This is a genomic window from Mycobacterium sp. 4858 (assembly GCF_900240975.1).
Lineage (GTDB): Bacteria > Actinomycetota > Actinomycetes > Mycobacteriales > Mycobacteriaceae > Mycobacterium.
Window position 1 is genome coordinate 392,626 of record NZ_LT968775.1, and the last position, 23,920, is coordinate 416,545.

The window sequence follows — 23,920 nt, forward strand, 5'->3', positions numbered from 1 at the left end:
TATATACATATAACAACTCGAGCGAGTTGGCAAGGGAGTCCGTGTGGAAGCATTGACCACCGTGCAGGAGGGCAGAGCAGGGCCGGTCTCGGCCGCGGCCGGGGTGCCGCTGCACCGGCAGCTGTTCCTGGTCCTGCACGACGAGATCGACCGTGGCGTCATCGCCCCCGGCGACGCGTTGCCCACCGAACAGACCCTCTGCGACCAGTTCGGTGTATCCCGCATCACCGTGCGCCGGGCGCTGGCCGACCTGGCCCACCAGGGATACATCGAGCGCAGGCACGGCGTCGGGTCGTTCGTGCGGCCGCACGGGCCGGCGGACGTCTCGGGCGTTGCGGGGGCCGGGCGTTCGTTCATGCAGAGCCTGCGGCAGACGCAATTCGAGACCAAGGTCGAAGTCGTCGAGCTCGGGACGCGGCGTCCCCCGAGGGCCATCGGGGAGGCCTTGCAAACGTCCGGGGAGACGTCCGGCGAGCTGCTACAGATCGTGCGGGTGCGGCGTCAGCGCAGGACCGATGAGCCGTTGATGGTGACCGAAGCCTGGCTGCCGCAGGAATTGGCCGGCGTGCTGACCGAGCCGGAGTTGCGGCGTGCGCCGCTGTACGAGTTGCTGTCACAGGCGGGCGTCGCCGTCGACCGGGTGCGGCACGAGATCACCGCCGAGATCGCCGGACCGCGCAACGCGCACCTGCTCGGCACCGCCATCGGCGCCGCGCTGCTCCGCATCAACCGCCTGGAATTCGTGGCCGGGGCCCCGCATCACTACGTGTCGACCGTGCTGTCGCCCAGTCGCAGCCGCGTGCTGCTCAGCCAGACCGCGGAGGAGATGGAGACCGGCGACGGCCTGATAATCGCCCACGACGTCCGCGGCGACACCGGCTAGCGGCCGCCGCGCAGCGCCGCATCGATCGCTTCGGCGTCCGGGGCGCAGTTGCCGGCGCCGTGCGCCAGGGTTGCCAGCGCGGCCGCGGCACAGGCGCGCTGCAACGCGCGCCGGCGCTGGGCGGGCGAACCCGGGTTGCGCGGCCAGCTCCCGGCCAGCACCCCGGCGAACACGTCACCCGCCCCGGTGGTGTCCACCGCGGCCACCGTGGGGGCGGGCACCACGAAGTCGCCGTCGTCGCCCACGTACCGCGCGCCGCGCGCCCCCAATGTGGTCACCAAGTGGGTGGGGCGCCATGGCCACTCTTCGGCCTCGGCTTCGTTGGCGATCACGACGTCGGCGTGGGCCGCCAGGTCGGACAACGAGCTTCGGTCCTGCCCGCCCGGTGAAGCGTTGACGATGACGACCGCTCCGGCCGAGCGGGCCTGGCGTGCCGCCGCCACCGCCGCCCGCACCGGAATTTCCAGTTGCGTCAATAACACGTCGCAGCCGGCGATGGCGGTCCGCGCAGCGGGGGAGTCCAGCGTCAGCCGCCCATTCGCGCCCGGGGCGACCACGATGGTGTTCTCGGCGTCGGCATCGACCACCACGATCGCCGTGCCGCTCGGTCCGCGCGTTGCCGCGATTGCGTCCAACCCGACGCCGTTGGTCAGCAGGTGGGCGCGTAACTGTTCGGCGGCCGGGTCGTCGCCGACCGCGCCGACGAACTGCACTTGCGCGCCCGCCCGCGCCGCCGCCACCGCTTGATTGCCGCCCTTGCCGCCCGGTGCGTGGGTCAGCGACGAAGCCAGCACCGTCTCGCCGGGTCGGGGAAGGGCGTCGACGCGCAGCGACACGTCCATGTTGACGCTGCCGACCACACAGACCTGCGCCATGACTGTGACGTTAACCGGTCGTCCGCCGCCGCGCACCGCGGCTTGGGAGGTGATGAAACACGTTGCCGCGCAGTATTTTTGGCGATACGATCAGCATCCGCATTCCTTGCCGCGCCACGCCTCGAACCCCTCGCGCCCCGCGACCCCGGCGATCACCAGCCCGACCGTCGGGTCCAGCCACCAGCCACCCGGCCATCCCGCCATGACGGCCAGCGTGAACAGCACAGCGGCGGACTGCGCGGCGCACACATAGTTTTGCGTGCCCTCCCCGGCGGTGGCCCGCGAGCCCAGGCGCGTGCCGAGCCTCCGCTTGGCCCACCCCAGCAGTGGCATCAGGATCACCGCCACGGCGGTCAGGACCATCCCGATCAGCGTGGTGCCCGGTCGGTTGCCCGCCGCCAGATTCCGGACAGATTCCAGCGCGATGTAAGGCGCGATGAGCCAGAACGACACGGCCACTCCGCGTTGCGCCCGGCGCTCCGAGGTCTCCGACAGCGTGCGTGCCCCGGTGAACCGCCACACGACGATCACACTCGCCAGGCCCTCGACCGCGCTGCCGAGCGCCCAGCCGATCAGGGAGATGGAGCCGACGGCGAACCCTTGCCAGAGCCCGAGCGCGCCCTCCGCGCACATCCACGCCAGGCTGGCCCACGCGAGCCAACGTGCCCTGCGCGCAGCCCGTACCCACTCGGCATCGCGCTCCGGTCGCCGGGTGGCGGCCACGCCGGTCGCGCCGTCACCACAACCCCCGGCGCACGCGTCGCTCATAGCGCCAAGGATAAGTCCGCAGCCTCAGTTGAATTACGGCCGCGCATTCTGCCCGTCGAACGCTTTGCGGCAATCGCCCATATCTTGCGACGCGCGCGCTAGTGTGCTGCGTGAGCGATGCTGCGTTGTCCCAGGAAGGGCGTAGTCGAGTGACCTCGAGCGAGCTACAAGACGCTGAGCCGGCTTCCCAGACGGCACCGGCGTCCACGCCGGCCGAAACGACTGCGGCGCAGCGAGCAGAGGCGCGCAAGGGCCATAAGTTTCGCCGTCGCCGGCTTTTCCGGATCGGCCTTCAATCGAAGCTGATGCTGATGCTGCTGCTCTCCAGCATCCTGTCGATCGGGGTGATCGGGTTCATCGGGGCATCGTCCGGCCGCAACGCGCTGCGCCAGGTCGAATCCGAGCGGCTCATCGAACTGCGCGAGTCCCAGGCGCAGCAGGTGCGGTCGCTTTTCAAAGAGGTGACCAATTCGCTGATCGTCTACAGCGGCGGGTTCAGCATCGTCGAGGCGGCAACGGCGTTCACCGACGGGTTCGCGCAGCTGTCCAACGCGACCATCACGCCGGCCCAGCAGCTGGCTCTCGTCAACTACTACGACGAAAACATGATCAAGCCGATCAAGCGGATCACGGGTGAGGAACTCGATCGCAACGCGATCCTCCCGAGTTCCAACGCGCAGAAGTATCTTCAGGCTTATTACACGGCGCCGTATCCGTCGATCTCCGACGCGCGGAAGGTCCAGGATGCCGGCGACGGCAGCGCATGGTCGGCGGCCAGCGCCCGCTACGGCTTCTACATGCACGACATCGTCACCCGTTTCGAATACCCGGACGCGCTGCTGCTGGACATGCAGGGCAATGTCGTCTTCTCGGTGAACAAAGGCCCGGACCTGGGCACCAACATCCTCACCGGCCCCTACCGGGAATCCAATCTGCGCGACGCCTACCAGAAAGCCTTGCGCTCCAACGACATCAACTTCGTCTGGATCACCGACTTCCAGCCGTACCAGCCGCAGCTCGACACCCCGACGGCGTGGGCGGTGTCGCCGGTGGGGATGAACGGCAAATTCAACGGCGTCATGGCCCTGCCGCTGCCGATCTCGAAGATCAACAAGATCATGACCGCTGACAAACACTGGGAGGCCGTCGGCATGGGGCCGGCGACCGAGACGTACCTGGCAGGCCCCGACAACCTGATGCGTTCGGACTCAAGGCTTTTCCTGGAGGATCCAGCGGAATACAAACGCGAGGCGGTGGCGTCGGGCACCCCGGCCGACGTGGTGGAGCAAGCGATCCGGCTCGGCGGTACGACGCTGGTGCAGCCGGTCCCGACCGCGGGTCTTCGCGCCGCCCAACGCGGACAGACGGGGGTCATCAGCGCCACCGACTACCTGGGCAACCGGGAGTTGGAGGCCTACGCCCCGTTGACCGTGCCGAACTCCGATCTGCACTGGTCGATCCTGGCGACCCGGGACAACTCGGATGCCTTCGCGCGCCTGGGTAGGTTCAGTAGAACGGTCGTGCTGGCGGTATCGATCATGATCTTTGCCATCTGCGTGGCGTCGATGGTGCTTGCGCAGCTGATGTTGCGGCCGATCCGCCGGCTGCAGGCGGGCACGCAGAAGATCAGCTCGGGCGACTACGCGGTCAACATCCCGGTAAAGACGCGCGACGAAATCGGCGACCTCACCGCGGCTTTCAACGAGATGAGCCGCAGCCTGGCGATCAAGGAGGAGTTGCTCAACGAACAACGCCGGGAGAACGACCGCCTTTTGCTGGCGCTGATGCCCGAGTCGGTGGTTCAGCGATATCGCGAGGGGCAGGAGACCATCGCGCTGGAACACCAGGGCGTGGCGGTGATCTTCGCCGAAATCGTCGGGCTCGACGAGGTTTCCGTCGATGTATCCGGCGACGAATTGGTGGGGATCGTCGACGAATTGTTCCGCCAGTTCGATTCGGCGGCCGAGTCTCTGGGCGTCGAGCGGATCCGCACCTTCCACAATGGCTATCTCGCCAGCTGTGGGGTGGTCACGCCGCGGCTGGACAGCATCCACCGCAGCGTCGACTTCGCCATCGAAATGCGCCACATCATCGATCGGTTCAATACCCAAGCCGGTCACCAGCTGCGCCTTCGGGTGGGCATCAGCACCGGTGACGTCATCAGCGGACTGGTCGGCCGCTCGGGGCTCGTCTACGACATGTGGGGCGCGGCGGTGAGCTTGGCTTACCGAATGCAAAGCGGCGCAAACCAATCGGGCATCTATGTGACCTCGCAGGTGTACGAGGCGATGCGGGACGTGCGGCATTTCACGCCGGACGGCACCATCTCGGTCGGCGGAGCCGAGCAGGCGATCTACCGGTTGTCGGAGCGGCCATGAACCTGTTCGACTCATCGTGGTTCTACTGGGCCATCGGGGTCGCGGTCGGGTTCCCGGTCGTTTTGATCCTGCTCACCGAGCTGCACCGCATGCTGGTCCGCCGAAACAGCCAGCTGGCCAGGCAGGTAAGCCTGCTGCGCAACTACCTGCTGCCGCTGGGTGCGCTGTTGCTGCTGCTCGTCAAGGCTTCGCAGGTGCCGGCCGGAGACGGCACGGTGCGGATCCTCACGACGGTGTTCGGCCTGCTGGTCCTGGTGCTGGTGCTGTCCGCCCTGAACGCCACAGTGTTCGAGGGCGCGCCCGACGACAGCTGGCGCAAACGACTGCCCACCATCTTCGTCGACGTCGCCCGCTTCGGGGTCATCGGCGTCGGCCTGGCGGTGATGCTGTCGATGATCTGGGGCGTCCGGATCGGCGGCTTGTTCACCGCGCTGGGCGTCACGTCGGTGGTCATCGGCCTGATGCTGCAGAACTCCGTCGGCCAGGTCGTGTCCGGCTTGTTCATGCTGTTCGAGCAGCCGTTCCGGATCGATGAGTGGCTGGACACCGGGACGGCGCGGGGGCGCGTCGTCGAAGTGAACTGGCGATCCGTACACATCGACACCGGCAGCGGGATCCGCATCATGCCCAACTCGATGCTGGCCAGCACCTCGTTCACTAATCTCAGTCGCCCGTCCCGCGCGTACGACTGTGCGATCACAACGAAATTCGCGGCCGGCGATGCGCCGGACAAGGTGTGCGCGATGTTGACGCGGGTGGCCGTGGCGCTACCGGCCCGCAGACCCGAAATCCCGCCCACCACCGTCGCCTTGGGCGGCGGGCAGTACCGCACGAGCATTCGGTTGTCGTCGCCCGCCGACGCCGAGGCCACCGAAGCGACGTTCCTGCGCTGGGTTTGGTACGCCGCGCGGCGGGCGAGGCTTCGGCTTGACGGTGCTGACGACAACTATTCGACCAAGCAACGGGTGGAAAAGGCGTTGCGCACGGTGGTGGCGCCGGCGTTGCGGCTGAGTCACGCCGATCAGCAGTCACTTGTGCCGTACGCGAAGATCGTCCGCTTCGGCGCCGACGAAATCCTCGAGTCGGCGGGTGAGGTGTCCCGTGGGATGACCTTCCTGGTGGCCGGCCGGGTGCGCTTGACCGCGACGGCCGACGACGGATCGGTGGTACCGGTCACCACCCTGGACGAGAGATCGTTCCTCGGCCTGACCGCGCTCACCCGTCAACCCAACCTCGCCGGCGCGTACGCACTGGACGAGGTGACCGCGCTACAGATCGATCGCGAACACCTCGAGGATCTCGTGATGCGTAAGCCCTTGCTCCTGCAAGACCTGGGCCGACTGATCGACGAGCGGCAAGCCAAGGTGCGACAGGCAACTCGGCATGAGCGAACCGGGCCCGCCCGTATCGAGGCGCCGATGTCGGCGAAACCCCTCCGCTGACCTCCGGCGAGCGGGCATGTCGATCGCCGGCGCGTTACGCGCGGGGCGGATGCCGTAATACCCGGGCCGCCTCACCCGACCGGTGAAGGCCCGCTACCCTGGTTCAATGAGTCTGCAAGCACCATCGCTGCCTGACTTGCGCCGAGAAGTCCACAACGCCGCTCGCCGCGCCCGGGTCGCCTCCCGCGTGCTGGCGCTGCTGCCGACCGTCGCCAAGGACCAGGCGCTGCGGTCCGCGGCCGACGCGATAGCGGCCCACACCGACTTGATCCTGTCTGCCAACGCCGAAGATCTCAGCGCCGCCGAAGCCGTCGGCACACCGACGGCGATGCTCGACCGGTTGGCGCTGGATGCCACACGTGTCGAAGGAATCGCCGCCGGCCTGCGCCAGGTCGCCGGGCTGCCCGACCCGGTCGGGGAGGTGTTGCGCGGCTACACCCTGCCCAACGGCTTGCATCTGCGGCAGCAGCGCGTGCCGCTCGGCGTCGTCGGCATGATCTACGAAGGCCGGCCCAACGTCACCGTCGACGCCTTCGGTCTGGCGCTCAAGTCGGGCAACGCCGTGTTGTTGCGCGGAAGCTCGTCGGCGGCGCGATCCAACCAGGCTCTGGTGCAGGTGCTGCGGGCTTCGCTGGTCAGCGAGGACCTGCCCGCCGATGCCGTGCAACTGCTTTCGGCCGCCGACCGCGCCACGGTGACGCACCTGATCCAGGCCCGCGGCCTGGTCGACGTGGTGATTCCGCGCGGCGGTGCGAGCCTGATCAACGCGGTCGTCCGCGACGCCCAGGTGCCCACCATCGAGACCGGCGTCGGGAACTGCCACGTCTACGTGCACGAAGGGGCCGACCTCGATGTCGCGGAACGCATCCTGCTGAACTCCAAGACCCGCCGGCCCAGTGTCTGCAACGCCGCCGAGACGCTGTTGGTCGACGCGGCGATCGCCAAGAAGGCCCTGCCGCGGTTGGTGTCCGCCCTCGAAGATGCCGGTGTGACCGTGCACGGAGGGTTCTCGGCGGACGCGTCGGAGGACGACCTGCGCCGCGAATACCTGTCGATGGACATCGCGGTCGCGGTGGTCGACGGCATCGACGCCGCGATCGCGCACATCAACGAGTACGGCACGGGCCACACCGAGGCCATCGTCACCAGCAATATGGCTGCGGCGCAACGGTTTAGTGACGGTGTCGACGCCGCAGCAGTGATGATCAACGCGTCGACGGCGTTCACCGACGGTGAGCAGTTCGGCTTCGGTGCCGAAATCGGCATCTCCACCCAGAAGCTGCATGCCCGCGGTCCGATGGGGTTGCCGGAGCTGACCTCGACCAAATGGATTGCCTGGGGCGACGGACACGTCCGTCCCGCCTGACATCAGCGACGAAAAATGCTTGAGGAGAACTGAGATAGTGAGCGTGCCCGCCCGGCCCAAGCCGTTGTTCGCCGACATCGATGACGTCTCGCGACGGTTGGCCGAGACCGGTTACCTGCCCGACACCGCCACCGCGACCGCGGTGTTCCTTGCCGACCGGCTGGGCAAGCCGCTACTGGTGGAGGGCCCCGCGGGCGTCGGCAAGACCGAACTGGCCCGCGCCGTCGCCGAGGCGACCGGCTCGGGACTGGTCCGCCTGCAGTGCTACGAAGGGGTGGACGAGGCCCGCGCGCTCTATGAGTGGAACCACGCCAAGCAGATCCTGCGCATTCAGGCGGGCTCGGGGGACTGGGATCAAACCAAAGACGATGTGTTCAGCGAGGAATTCCTGCTGCAACGTCCGCTGCTGACCGCTATCCGGCGTACCGAGCCCACGGTGCTGCTGATCGACGAAACCGACAAGGCCGACATCGAGATCGAGGGACTGCTGCTCGAGGTGCTGTCCGACTTCGCCGTGACCGTACCGGAATTGGGCACGATCACCGCGGAGCGGACACCCTTCGTGGTGCTGACCTCCAACGCCACCCGGGAACTGTCCGAGGCCCTCAAGCGTCGATGCCTGTTCTTGCACATCGACTTTCCCAGTCCCGAGTTGGAACGCCGCATCCTGTTGTCGCGGGTGCCCGAGTTGCCCCAGCATCTCGCCGAAGAACTGGTGCGCATCATCGGCGTGCTGCGCGGCATGCAGCTCAAGAAGGTGCCGTCCATCGCCGAGACCATCGACTGGGGCCGCACGCTGCTCGCACTCGGCCTCGACACCATCGACGACTCCGTCGTCGCCGCCACCCTGGGTGTGGTCCTCAAGCATCAATCCGACCAGCAGCGCGCAAGCGGCGAGCTCCGGTTGAACTAGGAACCCACCGATGGCCCCTCGTCGCATCCGGCCCACCCGGCCACTGGCCCCGCACGGACTGCCTGGTCACCTGGTTGGTTTCGTGGAAGCGCTTCGCGGAGTGGGTATTTCGGTGGGGCCATCCGAGACGGTGGATGCCGGCCGGGTGATGGCCACCCTGGGTCTGGGTGACCGCGAGGTGCTGCGCGAGGGCGTCGCGTGCGCCGTGCTGCGCAGTCCGGAACACCGCGAGACCTACGACGCCATGTTCGACCTGTGGTTCCCCGCCGCGTTGGGCACACGCGCGGTGGTCACCGACGAAGATGCCGACGGGGCACAGGATGACTCGTTGCCGCCCGACGACGTCGAGGCGATGCGCCAGATGCTGCTGGACCTGCTCACCGAGAATCCCGACCTCGCGGACATGGACGAGCGGCTGGTCGCGATGATCGCGCGCATCGTGGAGGCCTACGGCAAATACAGTTCCAGCCGCGGCCCGTCGTTCTCGTCATACCAGGCGCTCAAGGCGATGGCGCTGGACGAACTGGAGGGCAAGCTGCTGGCGGGGCTCCTCGCGCCCTACGGTGACGAGCCCACTCCCACCCAGGAGCAGATCGCCAAAGCGCTTGCCGCGCAGCGGATCACCCAGTTACGCAAGATGGTCGACGCCGAGACCAAACGGCGCACCGCCGAACAACTCGGGCGTGACCACGTCCAGATGTACGGCATCCCACAGCTTTCCGAGAACGTCGAGTTCCTGCGCGCTTCCGGAGACCAGCTGCGCCAGATGCAGCGGGTGGTGGCCCCACTGGCCCGGACCCTGGCCACCCGGCTGGCGGCGCGGCGGCGACGCAGCCGCGCCGGGGTTATCGATCTGCGTAAGACGCTGCGCAAGTCGATGTCCACCGGCGGCGTGCCGATCGACGTGGTGCTGGCCAAACCGCGCCCGGCGCGCCCGGAACTGGTGGTGCTGTGCGACGTGTCCGGTTCGGTCGCCGGGTTCAGCCATTTCACCCTGTTGTTGGTGCACGCTCTGCGTCAACAGTTCTCGCGGGTCAGGGTGTTCGCATTCATCGACACCACCGACGAGGTGACCCACATGTTCGGCCCGGAGGCCGATCTGGCCGTGGCGATCCAGCGCATCACCCGGGAGGCCGGGGTGTACAGCCGCGACGGGCATTCCGACTACGGCAACGCCTTCGCGTCGTTCGTGCAGGCGTTCCCCAACGTGCTGTCGCCGCGCAGCTCGCTGCTGGTGCTCGGGGACGGCCGCACCAACTACCGCAATCCCGAGACCGGGTTGCTGGCCCATATGGTCACCGCGAGCCGGCACGCCCACTGGCTGAACCCCGAGCCGAGGCATCTGTGGGGCAGCGGCGACTCGGCGGTGCCGCGCTACCAGGAGATCATCACGATGCACGAATGCCGGTCGGCCAAGCAGCTCGCCGCGGTGATCGACCAGCTGCTGCCGGTGTGAATTCTGCCCAGCGTGCGTGTTCCCCCGCAAGCGGGAGGTGCCCCCAGTACGGCGACACGCCGCGCTAGCCGTACAAACGCGCACGCTCGCGGGCGGCGGCTGGGAAATCAGGCGCCGTCGCCGGCTCAAGTAAGCTGGCAAATCGTGCAAAAGCAGCTCCGCAGGCTGGGCGTGATGGGCGGGACGTTCGATCCCATCCATTACGGGCACCTGGTTGCCGCCAGCGAGGTCGCCGACCTGTTCGACCTCGACGAAGTGGTGTTCGTGCCGAGCGGTCAGCCCTGGCAGAAGGACCGGCACGTCTCCGCCGCGGAGGACCGGTACCTGATGACGGTGATCGCCACCGCGTCCAACCCGCGTTTCTCGGTGAGCCGCGTCGACATCGACCGCGCCGGACCCACCTACACCAAGGACACCCTGCGGGATCTGCACGCCCTCAACCCCGATGCGCAGCTGTACTTCATCACCGGCGCCGACGCGCTCGCCTCCATCCTGTCCTGGCAGGGCTGGCAGGAGATGTTCGACCTGGCGCGGTTCGTCGGCGTCAGCCGGCCCGGATACGAGCTGCGGCGCGAACACATCACCGGCGTCCTGGGCGAGCTGGACGACGACGTGCTCACGCTTGTCGAGATCCCGGCGCTGGCCATCTCGTCGACCGATTGCCGTCTGCGCGCCGAGCAGCGTCGACCCCTGTGGTACCTGATGCCCGACGGTGTCGTGCAGTACGTCTCCAAGCGCCGGCTGTATCGCGGCGGCGGACAACCGAAGGACACCGTGAGCCGCTCAAGCCTGCCCGCCGGGAACAACACGTGACCGCCACCCAGGAGGCCATCGACATGGCGACCGTCGCCGCCGGCGCGGCCACCTCGAAGCTGGCCGACGACGTGGTGGTGATCGACGTGTCGGGCCAGCTGGTCATCACGGACTGCTTCGTCATCGCGTCGGCGTCCAACGAGCGGCAGGTCAACGCCATCGTCGACGAGGTGGAGGAGAAGATGCGCCGGGCCGGCTACAAGCCGGCGCGCCGGGAGGGCACCCGAGAGGGCCGCTGGACGCTGCTGGACTACCGCGACATCGTCGTGCACATCCAGCACCAGGACGACCGCGACTTCTATGCCCTGGACCGGTTGTGGGGCGACTGCCCGGTGGTGCCGGTGGACCTCGCCGAGGTCCCGGAAGACCAGGCGGGAACGCAATGACGATTCGTCGCCTGATCATGTTGCGGCACGGGCAGACTGAGTTCAACGCCGGTAGCCGGATGCAGGGTCAGCTGGATTCCCAACTCAGCGAACTGGGGCGGGCACAAGCGATCGCCGCCGCCGAGGTGCTGGGCAAGCTGCAGCCGTTGCTGATCGTCTCGTCCGATCTGCATCGCGCCTACGACACGGCGATCCGGCTGGGGGAGCGGACCGGGCTGTCCATCCGCGTGGACCCGCGGTTGCGCGAAACGCATCTCGGCGACTGGCAGGGGTTGACGCACACCGAGGTCGACGCGCAGGCCCCCGGCGCCCGCCTGGCCTGGCGCGAAGACGCCACCTGGGCGCCCCATGGCGGCGAGAGCCGGGTCGACGTCGCCGCCCGCAGCGTGCCGTTGGTGGCCGAACTGGTGTCCGGCGAGCCGGAGTGGGGCGGCCCCCAGCACGCCGACCGCCCGGTGGTGCTGGTGGCCCACGGCGGCCTGATCGCCGCGTTGTCGGCCGCGCTGCTGGAGCTTCCGGTGGCCAACTGGCCGGTATTGGGTGGCATGGGCAATGCCAGCTGGGTGCAGCTTTCGGGCCATTCCGACGATGACGCAGGCGTGGACGCCATCCGCTGGCGTCTGGACGTCTGGAACGCTTCGGCGCAGGTGTCCAACGATGTCCTCTGAGGCCCGGCCCACCCTGCTGATATTCGCCGACTCGCTGGCCTATTACGGGCCCACCGGCGGCCTGCCCGCCGACGATCCGCGGATCTGGCCCAACATCGTTGCTGCCCAACTGGATTGGGATGTCGAGCTCATCGGCCGCATCGGCTGGACCTGCCGCGACATCTGGTGGGCCGCGACCCAGGACCCGCGTGCCTGGGCGGCCCTGCCCAGGGCGGGCGCGGTCATCTTCGCCACCGGCGGCATGGATTCGCTGCCGTCGGTGCTGCCGACGGCGCTGCGCGAACTGATCCGCTACGTGCGGCCGCCACGGCTGCGCCGCTGGGTCCGCGACGGCTATGGCTGGCTGCAGCCCAGGCTGTCACCGGTGGCCCGGTCGGCGTTGCCTGCGCACCTGAGCGCCGACTACCTCGAACAGACCCGCAACGCGATCGATTTCAACCGCCCCGGTATCCCGATCGTGGCGTCACTGCCGTCGGTGCACATTGCCGACACCTACGGCAGGGCCCACCACGGCCGTCCCGCCACCGCGGCGGCCATCACCGAGTGGGCGCAAAGCCGCGATGTCCCGCTGGTGGACCTCAAAGCGGCTGTCGCCGAGCACATCATGAGTGGACGAGGGAATCCCGACGGCATTCACTGGAATTTCGAAGCACACCAGGCGGTTGCCGAGCTGATGCTGAAGGCCCTGGCCGAGGCGGGGGTACCGAACGAGAAACACCGCGGCTGAACAATGCCTGTCGTAGTTGTGACCGACGCGTCGGCGCGCTTGCCGGCGGACCTGCTGGACAAGTGGGCGATTCGCGTTGTGCCGCTGCACATTCTGCTCGACGGTGTCGATCTGCGTGACGGCGTGGACGAGATCCCTGAGGACGTCTACAAGCGCCACGCCACCACCGCGGCGGCCACGCCGGCCGAACTCGCCGACGCCTACCAGCAGGCGCTGGCCGACAGCTGCGGTGACGGCGTGGTGGCGGTGCACCTCTCGTCCGCGCTGTCGGGAACCTGTGGCGCCGCCCAACGGACCGCCGCGGACCTGGACCCCCACGTGCGCGTCGTCGACTCCAGGTCGACCGCGATGGGCACCGGCTTCGTCGCGTTGGCCGCCGCGCGGGCCGCGGCCGCGGGAGGCGATCTCGACGCCGTCGCCGACGCGGCGGATCTGGCTGTGCGGCACAGCCATGCGTTCATGGTGGTGCACCGGCTGGACAACCTCCGACGCAGCGGACGGATCGGCGGGGCCAAGGCGTGGCTGGGTACCGCGCTGGCGCTCAAGCCGCTGCTGCGCATCGACGACGGCAAACTCGTTCTCGCGCAACGCGTTCGTACCGTCACCCACGCGACCGAGGCGATGATCGACCGGGTCTGCGAGGTGGCGGGCGACAGTCCCGCCGCCCTGGCGGTCCATCACGTCGCCAATCCGGACGGCGCCAAGGAGGTGGCCGCGACGCTGGCGCGGCGGTTACCGGCGTGTGAGCCGGCGATCATCACCCCGTTGGGGCCGGTGCTGGCGCTGCACGTCGGCGCGGGCGCCGTCGCCGTCGTCGTGCAGCTGCCGACGCCTTAGACGGAGGCTGCCGCCACCGACCGCCGCGCGTTGTCGCCCCGTGGATGCACCACTTGCGGCCACCAGAACCAACGGCCCAGCAGCGTCGCGATCGACGGCATCAGCAACGTGCGCACGACCAGCGTGTCGAGCAGCAGACCGATGCACACCGTCGAACCGAACTGCCCCAGCACCCGCAAGTCGCTGCCCAACATGGCCGCCATGGTGAACGCGAACACCAGACCCGCCGCCGTCACCACCCCGCCGGTACCCGCCATCGACCGGATGATTCCCGTCTTGAGGCCGGCATGGATCTCTTCTTTGAACCGGGAGACCAGCAACAGGTTGTAGTCGGATCCGACGGCCAGCAGGATGATCACGGACAGCGCCATCACGATCCAGTGGATCCTGATGCCGAACAGGTCCTGCCAAATCAGCACGGACAGGCCGAACGACGCGGCGATCGAGCTGGCCGCGGTGCCGACGATCACCAGCGCGGCCACCACGCTCCGGGTAAGCAGCAGCATGATCATGAAGATCAGCGTCAGGGCGGACACCACGGCGATCATCAGGTCGTACTTCTCGCCGTCGGCCATGTCCTTGAACGTCGCGGCGGTTCCGCCCAGATAGACCCGGGCGTCGGACAGCGACGATTGCTTGAGACCCTCCTGCGCGGCGGTGCGTTCGGCGTCGACTTGCGCAATGCCCTCAGGCGACATCGGATCGCCCTGATGCGTGATGAAGAACCGCGCCGATTTACCGTCCGGCGACAAGAACATCCGAAGGCCGGTCTGGAAGTCCGGGTTGTCGAAGGCCTCGGGCGGCAGGTAGAAGAAGTCGTCGTTCTTCGATGCGTCGAAGCTTTGCCCCATCACGATCGAGGTGTTGCTCATCGCCTCCATCTGGTCGATCATCGCCTTGAACGTCTGATACAGGGTGAGAGTGATGCCCCTGGTGGTCTTCAGCGTGGTGATCAGCGTGGGAAACAGCGCATTCAGGTCATGGGTGGCCTTGGCGGTGTGCGCGATATCGGCTGTCAGATAGTGGAATTGCTCGGCGAGCTGGTCGAACCCGTCGAACGTGTCGAACAGGGACCGCAACCCGATGCACACGGGGATGTCGTAGCAGTGCCGTTCCCAGTAGAAGATGCTGCGTATCGGCCGGAAGGTGTCGTCGAAATCCGCGATGTGGTCACGCAGGGTATCGGTGATCTGCGACGTCACCGCGGTGGTCTTCGCGCTGTCGTCGGCGGCGTTGGCCAGGTCCAGCGACACCTCGTATTGGCGTTGCGTGGTATCGATCTGGGTCTGCAGGTCGTCGGCCATCCGGAGGATGTCGGCGATGCGGTCCTTGAGGAAGCTCATGTTCTGCATCGTCGTCTGGCTCTGGACGCTGTTCTGAAACGGTATCGAGCTGTGCTGGATCGGGATGCCCAGCGGCCGGGTGATGTCCTGGACCATGGCGATGCCCAGCGTGCGCATCTCGTTCTTGGCCACCCGGTCCAGCACCAGCATGTCGGCCGGGTTTCGCATGTCATGGTCGGATTCGACCATCAACAGGTCGGGGTTCATCCGCGCCTCGGAGAAATGCCGGTTCGCGGCCTCTTGTCCTTGATTGGATGGGGCTGACAACGGCAGGTAATGGCGGTCGTTGTAGCTCGTGTGGAAGCTCGGCAGGGCGATCATGCCGACCAGCACGACGGCGGCGCTCACGGCCAAAACCGGTGCCGGCCAACGTACTACGGCGGTACCCACCCGGCGCCACAGTCGGCCACGCTTGGCCTGCCTCTCGAAGAAGTGGAAGCGGCTGCCCACGAAGACCACCGCGGGCCCCAGCGTGACGCCGGCCAGCACCACCACGATCATGCCGATCGCCACGGGTGCCCCCATGGTGTTGAACCACGGTAGCCGCGAAAAACTGAGGCAATACGTCGCGCCGGCAATCGTCAGGCCCGACCCCAAGACGACCGGGGCGACGCCCTTGAATGTGGTGTAATACGCGGTTTCTCGGTCCTCGCCCGCGGCCAACGCCTCCTGATAGCGGCCGATCAGGAAGATGCCGTAGTCCGTCCCCGCCGCGATCGCCAACATGGTGAGGATGTTGGCGGCGAAGGTGGTGAGCCCGAATGCGTTGTGGTACGCGAGAACCGCGACGACACCCCGGGAACACGCCAGCGCGACGAAGGTCATGAACAGCTGCACCAGCGTGGTGACGATGGACCGGTAGACCAGCAGCAACATGATCGCGATGGCGCCCAGGGTGAACAGCGTGATCTTGGCCAGGCTGGCGTTACCGATGATGTGCATGTCGTCGGACAGCGCGGCAGGCCCCGTGACGTAGGCCTTCACGCCCGGTGGCGCCTTGTTCTCCTCGATCACCTTGCGGACGGAATCCACGGACTCGTTGGCCAGCGTCGTGCCCTGGTTACCCGCGAGGTTCACCTGCACATAGGCGCTCTTGGCGTCGGCGCTCTGCGCGCCCGCGGCCGTCAGCCGGTCGCCCCAGAAGTCCTGAATGTGCTGAATGTGCTTGGGATCCTGGCGGAGTTGCCGAATCAGCTTGTCGTAGTACTGGTGCGCGTCGGGGCCGAGCGGTTGCTGGCCCTCCAACACGATCATCACCGTGCTGTTGGAGTCGAATTCGTGGAAATTGTGGCCCAGGCGCATCATCGCCTTCATCGACGGCGCGTCCAGCGGTGTCATCGGCGCCGAGTGGGCCTCACCCACCTTTTCCAGTGTCGGAACGATGACATTCACCAGGACTGTCACGAACAGCCAAACCAAAATGATTGGCACCGCAAAGATGCGGATCGCGTGCGGCAGGTACGGGCGGTGGCCCCGCTCGGCCTTGGACAGGCCCTTGATGTTGATCGGGCCGGTGTCGGCCGCGCTCACGTCACGTTGGGTCTCGTTGCTCGCGTTGGTCATGCGGACTTCACCAGGCAGAAGGTCTGCGCGTTGTGGCCGTCGGAACTGCGCTGTTCGCGCACGACGCCGTCCACGGTGATCTTGCAGCTGATCTCACCGCTGTCGCTTTGCGCCATGATGTTGGCGCTGACCGACGGCAAGGTCGTCGAGATGGTGGCCGACCACGGCAGCGGCGCCGCGTTCACCTGATGGGTGTTGGCGTTCTCGTCCCAGTAGTTGATGTTGGCGGTGGCCCCGGGCGGCCCGGTGATGTCGTAGACGACGACCTTCGGGTTGAACTGCACGATTTCGATCCCCTTGCCGGCGTTCGCGTTGAGGTCCTGAGAGCCGAAAATCTTGTGGAGCCGCGACACGATCAATGCCGAAACGGCCAGGACTACCACCAAAACCAGCGGTATCCACGCCCGTTTGAGCACACGGGTCACGGTGGGAGTACGTGGACCCGAGTCTGGACTAGCCACCACCTGACCGCCTTCCGCTTGCCCGCCGTCCGGGCATTGCCGCAAAGCTCACCTACGTCGCCGACGACACCGCTGTCTTTTCGACTATTTGCTCAGCTAAGCACTCTAAACCTTAGTGCACGCAAGCGTTCCTCCGGGGGCCTTCGGTGTGGTGAACGGCATATGGTGCGGCCTAACGGGCCACCCGGCCGGTCACCGGCGGCAGATCGGCGAGTGTCACGATCCCCGGCTCGGCGGCGACGACGGCCGGGACCGCGTTGGTCACCGGCATCGCGGTGTAGATCATCCCCAGCCCCATGAACCCCGGCTCGGTCCAGTCCTTCGGCGGCAGGCAATGCAGGACGGTGCGCATGTTGGGCAACCCGAACACCTGGATGACGTGGCCGTGCTCCAGCGGTTTGGGCGGCACCACGTGATTGCCCATGGTCCAGTTGAAGCCCACGCTGACCACGTTGCGGTCGCCCTCCCAGCCGCGGTGGTAGCCATAGACGCCGCCCACCGTTCCCGCGGGGATCCGCATGAACCCCAGATCGGAATCGTCGGTGGCGGCGGTGAACGTCACGTCGAAGGTCATCCGGTCCAGCTTCGCCCCGATCGCGTCGGCCATCATGGCGGCGGATTCGGCGAAGACCTCGCTTTCGCGCCGCACGCTTTCGGCCAGCCCCGGCGTCTCGGGATCCTGCGAAAACCCCATCGCCGTCTGGGTTTCCGCCGATTCGTAGGTCGAGCAGTCCACCGACTCGGTGATGCGAATCTCGTCGACGCGTTCGCAGGCGCCGGACAGCACCATGCCGACCATGTTCGTCATGCCGGGGTGCGCGCCGCTGCCGAAGATCGTCGAACCGCCCCGTTTGCAGGCGTCGACGATGCGTTCGCGGTCCTCCGGCGTCTGCTTGCCGCCGGTGATCCAGGCCGCGCTGGAGCAGACGTTGACGCCGGCCTCGAGTAACCGCACCAATTCATCGACGCCTGCCCACAACGGGTTGTAGCAACACGCGTCGGCACCCAGGGCGAGCAGCGCATCGATGTCGTTCGTCGCCCGCACTCCCGTCGGTTCGGGCCAGCCGGCCAGTTCGGCGGCATCCACGCCCACCTTGTCCGCCCCGTGCGCATACACCCCGACCAGCTCCATGTCCGGCCTGCCGATGATGGCGTGCAGCGAACGGCGCCCGATGTTTCCGGTCGTCCATTGGATCACCCGCAGCGGACGGTCGGCCGGAAACCTGCTCATCGCGTCTCCTTTGACGTGGCGAATTTGAGCCATTATCACCGACGGGCCGGCGCGTCTCGGGGCCCGGCTATCCGGTCAACGGTTGCCCTGGCCGAACGCGGCCATGGAGCTGGACAACAGCTGGGAAAACGGGTCGGCACCGCCGCCGAAGGTGGCCTGACTGGCCGGTGCGATCACGGCCGCGGGGTCGAAGCCGCGCACCGGATCCACTTGGACGGGTGCGGTCAGCGGGTCGTCGTTTCGCGAATATCCCGCGTTCACCATGGGCATCAGCTCGGCGTCGAGCTGGTTCAGCTCGTCTTCCGGCACCCCGAGGTAGCCCAGCGGTATCACCAGCGGGAGGTGTTTTTCGGGAATCAGGTACGTCGTTGTCGTCGCGCCCCGGGAGTTGACGGTGGTTCTGATGTTCTGCGGCGGCACCATGCTCGGGTCGGTGAACGCGACCGCGGTATGCCCGGTCGCCTCGCCCACCAGGGTGTTGGCGAGGGCCAGCAGGTTGTCCGGCCGGTCGGGGAAGTCGGCGATCATGTCGTAGGCCGCGACGAACGCCTTGGTGTCGTACTGGCTCTCCACCGGGGGCGGTATGCGGTAGTCCATTGCGGGAACGACGGCGCCGACCGGAAAAACGGAGGTCAGGAAACTCTGGCCGAAGGCGTGATGCCCGACCGGATTGCCAAAGGTGCTGAAGACCAATTGATTTGGTGGGGGAGCGGCCGGATCGTTCGCCAGCCGGGCCTGCTCGGCGTCAACCACGAGCGAACCCTCGGACAGGCCGATCGCGGCGCCGAGGCCACCCCGGCGGATGGCCGCGTCCAGGTTGTCCTCCCCGACGGCCACCGACTCGCCGATGCTGGGTCCGTCGACCCCCAGGCCCGGAAAGGCTTCATCCAGCCGGCCGATCCCCGGAAAGAGCCGCTCCAACACGTGGCCCTGCACCTGCCCGGCGGGGTAGTTGACGATCTCGCGCCTGAGCCCGGGGAACCATCCGGCCCCCAGGCGCCGGCCGTACTCGTCGTAAGGGATGCCCGGGACGTGGGCGCCTCCGAGGGCGTACGCCGTTCCGCCGGCGGGCGTCCCGTCGCCCGGCGCGTCGTCGGCCGTGGCGATTCCGACGCCGAAACATCCTGTGGCGCCGAGGGTTACCAGGGCGGTAACTCCTGCGAGTAGTTTCTGCATCACCACTTCCCGGCCACTTCCCGCCTGCTCGACTCCGCCTCGTAGTGTCGCATACCGCGCCGGCTGACCGGGTGCCTACGGCGCATTCCCGGCCGGTGAGGCCACGGACGGCCGCCGCGGTCCCGGTCGGGACGGCCACCAGCTCGCCCGCCCGACCAGCGTAGCCAGGGCGGGCACCGTGATGGTGCGCACCACGAAGGTGTCGAGCAGGATTCCGATCCCGATCACCACACCGCCTTGGACAACGGTGCTGATGCTGGAGAACACGAGCCCCCACATCGAGGCGGCGAAGATCAAACCCGCCGCGGTGATCACCCCGCCGGTCGAACCCAGCGTGCGGATGATGCCGTATCGCATGCTGTGCGGGGACTCGTCACGCATTCGCGAGATGAGCAGCATGTTGTAGTCCGCCCCGACCGCGACCAGGACCACGAAGGCCAAGGGCGGCACGCTCCAATGCAATTGCTGGCCGAGGGCGAATTGAAACGTCAGGACGCCGATGCCGACCGCGGACAAATACGAGACCACGACGGAAGCCACCAGATACAGCGGTGCGATGACCGCTCGCAGCAGGGCCATCAGGGTCAACAGCACGACGACGATGGTGACCGCGACGATGAATCTGATGTCGTGCTGGTAGAAGTCCCGCGTGTCCCGCAGCGTGACGGGGTAGCCCGCCATCGATATGGAGGCGTCCGCCAACGCGGTGTTCGGTTGGGCCCCGCGGGCGGTGTCGGCGATCGCGTTGACCTGATCCATCGCCTCGGAGCTGAACGGATTCAATTTCGTTTGAACCAGGTAACGCACCGAGTGCCCGTCGGGCGAGACGAACGCTTTCGCGGCCTTCTTGAACTCCTCCATGTGCAGGAGCTGCGCCGGGACGTTGAACCCTGCCATCGACGGTTCGGCCGCGTCGTGTTTCAGCGTCAGGAGGAACGCCGACGCCTCGCCGAGCCCCGCCCCCATCTGTTTGATCTGGTCGACCAGCTGGTCCACCCCGTCGGCGACTTGCCGGCTCCCGCCCGCGAACTCCTCGGCGCCTTGTTGCAGGTGGTTCAGGTCGGCCTGCAGGCCCCCGGGTTGGTCCAGCCCCATGGCATGCAGCGCCTTGACGAAGCTGGCCAGCGCACCACGCAGATGATCGACCGAGGCGTTGAGCGTCTGCCGGTCCTGAAACGCCTGCAGTTGTCCGGCCAGATCGTTGATCTGGTCGAGGCTTCCGTCGCCGCGCGCGTTGACCACGCGCTCGAAATTGGCCCGGGTGGCGCTGCAGGACGGGTCGGCATCGCAGACCTGGTTGCCCTCCAGCGCGGTCAGCACCGGGGCCACCCACGCGAACAGATCCTTGATCGCCGCGAAGTTCACGCCGATGGTATGGCCGAGCGAGTTGATGCTGCTGACCAGCTTGGCCGCCAAGACGACTTCTCTGACCAACTTGTCACCGCCGTACTGGCTCCTGATCGACGTGAAGGCGTCGGTCAGGCCCCGCATCCCGGCCACCATCTGGTTGACTTGCCCGCGCACATCGCCGAGGTTGTCGGCCAGCGTGTTCGCCCCGGCGGCCAGTCGGTTCAGGTCGTCGGTGTGGTCGCTGATCAGGGTGGAGCCGGCGCCCAGGCGAGCGCCGATCGCGCCCGCCTGATACGTCGCCCGGAACTGTTCCGGCACGGCTCCCGCGGGCCGGGTCACGCCGCTGACCGCAGCGATGTTGGGCAGTTGGCTGACTCGGGTGGCCATCTGCTCCAGATCGGCCAGGGCCCGGGGTGTGCGCAGGTCGTGCGGTGACTGGACGAGGATGTATTCGGGAATGGACTGGTTGACCGGGAAATGGCGATCCAGCGCGGCATACCCGATCGAGCTCGGGGCCGAGGCGCTCAGCGCCTTGCGGTCGTCGTAGTTGAAGCGCACCAAGCCCGCACAGCCGGCGAGAATGATCAGCACCAGCACGCTGGCGACCAGATGACTCCTCGGCCGGCGCACGATGCGTATCCCCGACCGTCGCCAAAACCGGGCGGTCAGTTCGCGCGACGGTTTGACCCATCCGCGCGGCCCGGCCAGCACGAGAATGGCGGGCAGCAAGGTCATCGCTGCGAGGAATGCGACACCGATCCCGATGGCCGAGGACACCCCTACCGTGGAGAACACGCCCATCCGGGCGAAACTCATTCCGAGGAAGGTGATCCCCACCGTCGCCGCGGACGCGGCGATCACTTTGCCGATCGAGAGCAAAGCCCGCCGTACCGCTTCCTCGTAGCCGGCGCCGAGCCGCAAGTAGTCGTGATAGCGGCTGATCAGGAAGACCGCGTAATCGGTTCCCGCGCCGGCGACCATCGCGCTCAAGAAGACGATGGACTGATTCGACACCCCTAACCCGCTGGCTTGCGAGATGCCGGCCACGACGGCCTGCGCGATCACCATCGACGCCCCGATCGCGATGAGCGGTAGCAGCATGGTGATCGGGTTGCGGTACACCACGAGCAGGACGACGAGCACCAGCGCGGCGATCGCGAGTTCGATCGGAGTGCGGTCCCGCTCGCCCGCGACGGTGAGGTCGCTGACGGTGGCCGCGGGTCCGGCGAGGTTCGCGGTCAGCGGAGTCCCGGCGACGCTGTGCCGGACGATGTCGGCAACGCGGGTGTAGGCGGCGTAGGCCTTCGGCGTGCCCAATTCGCCGGCGATGCCGACCGGCAGCACCCAGGATTTGTGGTCTTTACTGGTCAACACCGCGCGCAGCGACGGCGTGCTGACGAAATCCTGCAACATCAGCACGTCACGCGCGTCCTCGTGCAGCGCGGTCACCACTTTGTGGTAAGCGGCTTCGTCGGGTGGTCCCAGCCCCTTCTCATCGGTGAGGACCACCAATAGGAGGTCTTCGGCGCCCGATTCGTGAAACGCCTCGGTCATCTTGCGGGCGGCGACGCTCGACGGGGCGCCGCTGGGCAGTATCGCGAGCGGATGCTGCTGCGCCATCTCGTTCAGGGTCGGAAACGTCAGCGGCAGGGCGACCGCGACCACCACCCACAGCCCGATCACCACCCCGGGCCACCGCATCACGAAATCGGCTAGCCGTCGCACATCGAACCCCCGGCCCGCCGGAGATGGCTCATCCGAAGAAAGGCAGCAGCCATCGTCGGCACTCCTTGCTATGCAACGCGCCCCCAGTGCCCGGTATCGGCGACCCGCATACATACGGACTTCATCGCTGCGACGTACCGGGAAACTGATTTCTGGGCAACTGCGTTGGCGGGGTACATGATCGCCATCGCGGTGCCCTCTTCGTACCGGAAGATATAGATCGTCAGTTGATACGAATATCTTCCGTCGGAATAGATTCCGATGCTATTTGCGTAGCCCATCTCGGCCGCCGCCAGCACGGCGTTCATCGGGGCGGCGTCGGCGTGCAGGAAATTGGTCACCGGGAAGTTCGGGCGGGGCCTGCTCAGCCACGGCGCCAATTCCAGCACGCGGTAATACGGCACCTTGGCCATGTCCAGGCTTGAATCGAAAGACGTCTGCGCCGCCCACGCCGCGTCAGTGAATGACACCGCTGCTATCGGGATGGTGATCGGAACCAATCCGGTAAACCAGCCCTGGGTCATGAAGTTGTCCGACGTCCTGCGGGTGTCCCTGGGGGTGAGCCCGTAATATGTTGTTGCGCCGGTAAATTCGTGTTCTACCTGGGCGAGGCAGGCGAACAACCCGCCGACGAAGCGGGCGCCTGCCGCCGAGCAGGCCGATTCGAATCTCGCTGTCTGCGCCGCGTCCATCAATGTGTCCGTGATCATGTCACTCTTGGTCGGCTCCAATGGGTTGCCCAATGGCAGCGGGAATTCCGGCAGGCTTCCGTTGTTGTTCTCCGCGAATTCGATCCACGCGCGTACCTGAGGCGAGTCCGCCGTCAAAGCCGACGTGTACCGGCGCTCTTCGACACAGAAATCGTCAAAGCTCCCGGCTGCGGGCAGCGCGAGGGGTCCGGCGCCGCTTGTCAACGCCGAATACCTCGCATGGGACTCCACCATCGTGATACCGATCAGCGCGGCATCACCGTGGACGTGATCGATGCTCGCGTAAAAGGTGAAGTGGTCCTGGTTTTGAACGATCCCGAAGCTGAAGCACTCCCAGTGAAACGGGTCGGGTGTCGCGACCACATGATCGTGCAGTTCGTCGATGGCCAATTCGCCGTGGACGGTGGGCGCGAATTCGATGTCGTCGGGATTATCGATTGTGTGCCGGAGGATCTCTCCGGTTTCGGTGTATTCGAACCAACTGCGGTACGTATCGTGGCGGCGCAGGTATGCGTTGAGCGCCTCGTTCATGGCGGGAATGTCGCACTGCCCGGCGATTTCGCACGTGGCGATGATCTGCCGTGAATAGTCGAGCCCCGAGGTCGTTTGCCGGTGATAGCCCTGAAGATGTTGCCCCTGCATGTAGCTGACCGGCACCGGACTGACCGGCGCTTGCCGCGCCTTGTCCCGCGAGGCGGGTGTCGGGTGCCACGAGACGACTTCGCCTGGGCTCAGCGTCCACTCACCGATCGAGCCGATCGTGATTTTCCCGATGCGCAAAAATCTTCTCCTCGGTCGGCCAGGCCGCAGTTCCGGGCCAAGCTGGTGGCGAGATCAACATAACTTCTT

Annotated in this window: 19 protein-coding genes; 11 read left to right on the forward strand and 8 right to left on the reverse strand. The window is 66.9% G+C overall.

Annotated features, from left to right (window positions below; genetic code table 11):
• Positions 1-43 precede the first annotated feature (43 nt).
• Positions 44-883 carry a GntR family transcriptional regulator gene (locus C1737_RS01905; protein ID WP_068096000.1) on the forward strand — a complete coding sequence of 280 codons (840 nt, stop codon included), beginning with the start codon at positions 44-46 and terminating at the stop codon, positions 881-883.
• Here the strand turns inward: C1737_RS01905 and C1737_RS01910 are convergent.
• On the reverse strand, positions 880-1,758 hold the full coding sequence (locus tag C1737_RS01910) for a PfkB family carbohydrate kinase (protein ID WP_102417071.1): 879 nt from the start codon (positions 1,756-1,758) through the stop codon (positions 880-882). The genes C1737_RS01905 and C1737_RS01910 overlap by 4 nt on opposite strands.
• 90 nt (positions 1,759-1,848) lie before the next feature.
• Positions 1,849-2,526: a cation transporter gene (locus tag C1737_RS01915; protein ID WP_102417072.1), complete on the reverse strand. Its 678-nt coding sequence runs from the start codon at positions 2,524-2,526 to the stop codon at positions 1,849-1,851.
• Between the two features lie 149 nt (positions 2,527-2,675).
• Here C1737_RS01915 and C1737_RS01920 point away from each other — a divergent pair, with 149 nt between their 5' ends.
• From C1737_RS01920 to C1737_RS01965, 10 genes are all read left to right on the forward strand, one after another.
• On the forward strand, positions 2,676-4,904 hold the full coding sequence (locus tag C1737_RS01920; protein WP_369807462.1) for an adenylate/guanylate cyclase domain-containing protein: 2,229 nt from the start codon (positions 2,676-2,678) through the stop codon (positions 4,902-4,904).
• Positions 4,901-6,346, forward strand: a complete 1,446-nt coding sequence (locus C1737_RS01925) for a mechanosensitive ion channel domain-containing protein (RefSeq protein WP_102417074.1) — start codon at positions 4,901-4,903, stop codon at positions 6,344-6,346. Before C1737_RS01920 ends, C1737_RS01925 begins: the two co-directional genes overlap by 4 nt.
• Positions 6,347-6,452: 106 nt before the next feature.
• Positions 6,453-7,712 carry a glutamate-5-semialdehyde dehydrogenase gene (locus C1737_RS01930; protein ID WP_068095996.1) on the forward strand — a complete coding sequence of 420 codons (1,260 nt, stop codon included), beginning with the start codon at positions 6,453-6,455 and terminating at the stop codon, positions 7,710-7,712.
• A gap of 37 nt (positions 7,713-7,749) precedes the next feature.
• On the forward strand, positions 7,750-8,625 hold the full coding sequence (locus tag C1737_RS01935; RefSeq protein ID WP_067919142.1) for a MoxR family ATPase: 876 nt from the start codon (positions 7,750-7,752) through the stop codon (positions 8,623-8,625).
• Positions 8,626-8,635: 10 nt separating this feature from the next.
• The gene (locus tag C1737_RS01940) at positions 8,636-10,081 is read left to right on the forward strand and encodes a VWA domain-containing protein (protein WP_102417076.1); all 1,446 of its coding nucleotides are present in this window, start codon (positions 8,636-8,638) and stop codon (positions 10,079-10,081) included.
• A 144-nt stretch (positions 10,082-10,225) separates the two neighbouring features.
• Positions 10,226-10,894: a nicotinate-nucleotide adenylyltransferase gene (nadD, locus tag C1737_RS01945; RefSeq protein WP_082972930.1), complete on the forward strand. Its 669-nt coding sequence runs from the start codon at positions 10,226-10,228 to the stop codon at positions 10,892-10,894.
• A complete protein-coding gene (gene rsfS / locus C1737_RS01950) occupies positions 10,891-11,280 on the forward strand; it encodes a ribosome silencing factor (RefSeq protein WP_102417077.1) in 390 nt (129 codons plus the stop codon). Before nadD ends, rsfS begins: the two co-directional genes overlap by 4 nt.
• A complete protein-coding gene (gene gpgP, locus C1737_RS01955; protein ID WP_102417078.1) occupies positions 11,277-11,948 on the forward strand; it encodes a glucosyl-3-phosphoglycerate phosphatase in 672 nt (223 codons plus the stop codon). The genes rsfS and gpgP overlap by 4 nt, the downstream gene beginning before the upstream one ends.
• Positions 11,938-12,675, forward strand: a complete 738-nt coding sequence (gene octT, locus C1737_RS01960; protein WP_067919151.1) for a diglucosylglycerate octanoyltransferase — start codon at positions 11,938-11,940, stop codon at positions 12,673-12,675. Before gpgP ends, octT begins: the two co-directional genes overlap by 11 nt.
• Positions 12,676-12,678: 3 nt before the next feature.
• Positions 12,679-13,512, forward strand: coding sequence for a DegV family protein (locus C1737_RS01965; protein ID WP_102417079.1), 834 nt, complete (start codon positions 12,679-12,681; stop codon positions 13,510-13,512).
• Here the strand turns inward: C1737_RS01965 and C1737_RS01970 are convergent.
• From C1737_RS01970 to C1737_RS01995, 6 genes are all read right to left on the reverse strand, one after another.
• Positions 13,509-16,418 (reverse strand): RND family transporter, encoded by a 2,910-nt coding sequence (locus C1737_RS01970; RefSeq protein ID WP_067919155.1) that lies wholly within the window; start codon positions 16,416-16,418, stop codon positions 13,509-13,511. The two genes, C1737_RS01965 and C1737_RS01970, sit on opposite strands and share 4 nt — an antisense overlap.
• On the reverse strand, positions 16,415-16,843 hold the full coding sequence (locus tag C1737_RS01975; protein WP_102417080.1) for an MmpS family transport accessory protein: 429 nt from the start codon (positions 16,841-16,843) through the stop codon (positions 16,415-16,417). The genes C1737_RS01970 and C1737_RS01975 overlap by 4 nt, the downstream gene beginning before the upstream one ends.
• A gap of 208 nt (positions 16,844-17,051) precedes the next feature.
• A complete protein-coding gene (locus tag C1737_RS01980) occupies positions 17,052-18,110 on the reverse strand; it encodes a dihydrodipicolinate reductase (protein WP_067919157.1) in 1,059 nt (352 codons plus the stop codon).
• A 75-nt stretch (positions 18,111-18,185) separates the two neighbouring features.
• A complete protein-coding gene (gene pe / locus C1737_RS01985) occupies positions 18,186-19,286 on the reverse strand; it encodes an acyltransferase PE (RefSeq protein ID WP_102417728.1) in 1,101 nt (366 codons plus the stop codon).
• Between the two features lie 75 nt (positions 19,287-19,361).
• Positions 19,362-22,361, reverse strand: coding sequence for an RND family transporter (locus C1737_RS01990; protein ID WP_304442214.1), 3,000 nt, complete (start codon positions 22,359-22,361; stop codon positions 19,362-19,364).
• 68 nt (positions 22,362-22,429) lie between these two features.
• A complete protein-coding gene (locus C1737_RS01995; RefSeq protein ID WP_102417081.1) occupies positions 22,430-23,851 on the reverse strand; it encodes a condensation domain-containing protein in 1,422 nt (473 codons plus the stop codon).
• Between the last annotated feature and the right edge of the window lie 69 nt (positions 23,852-23,920).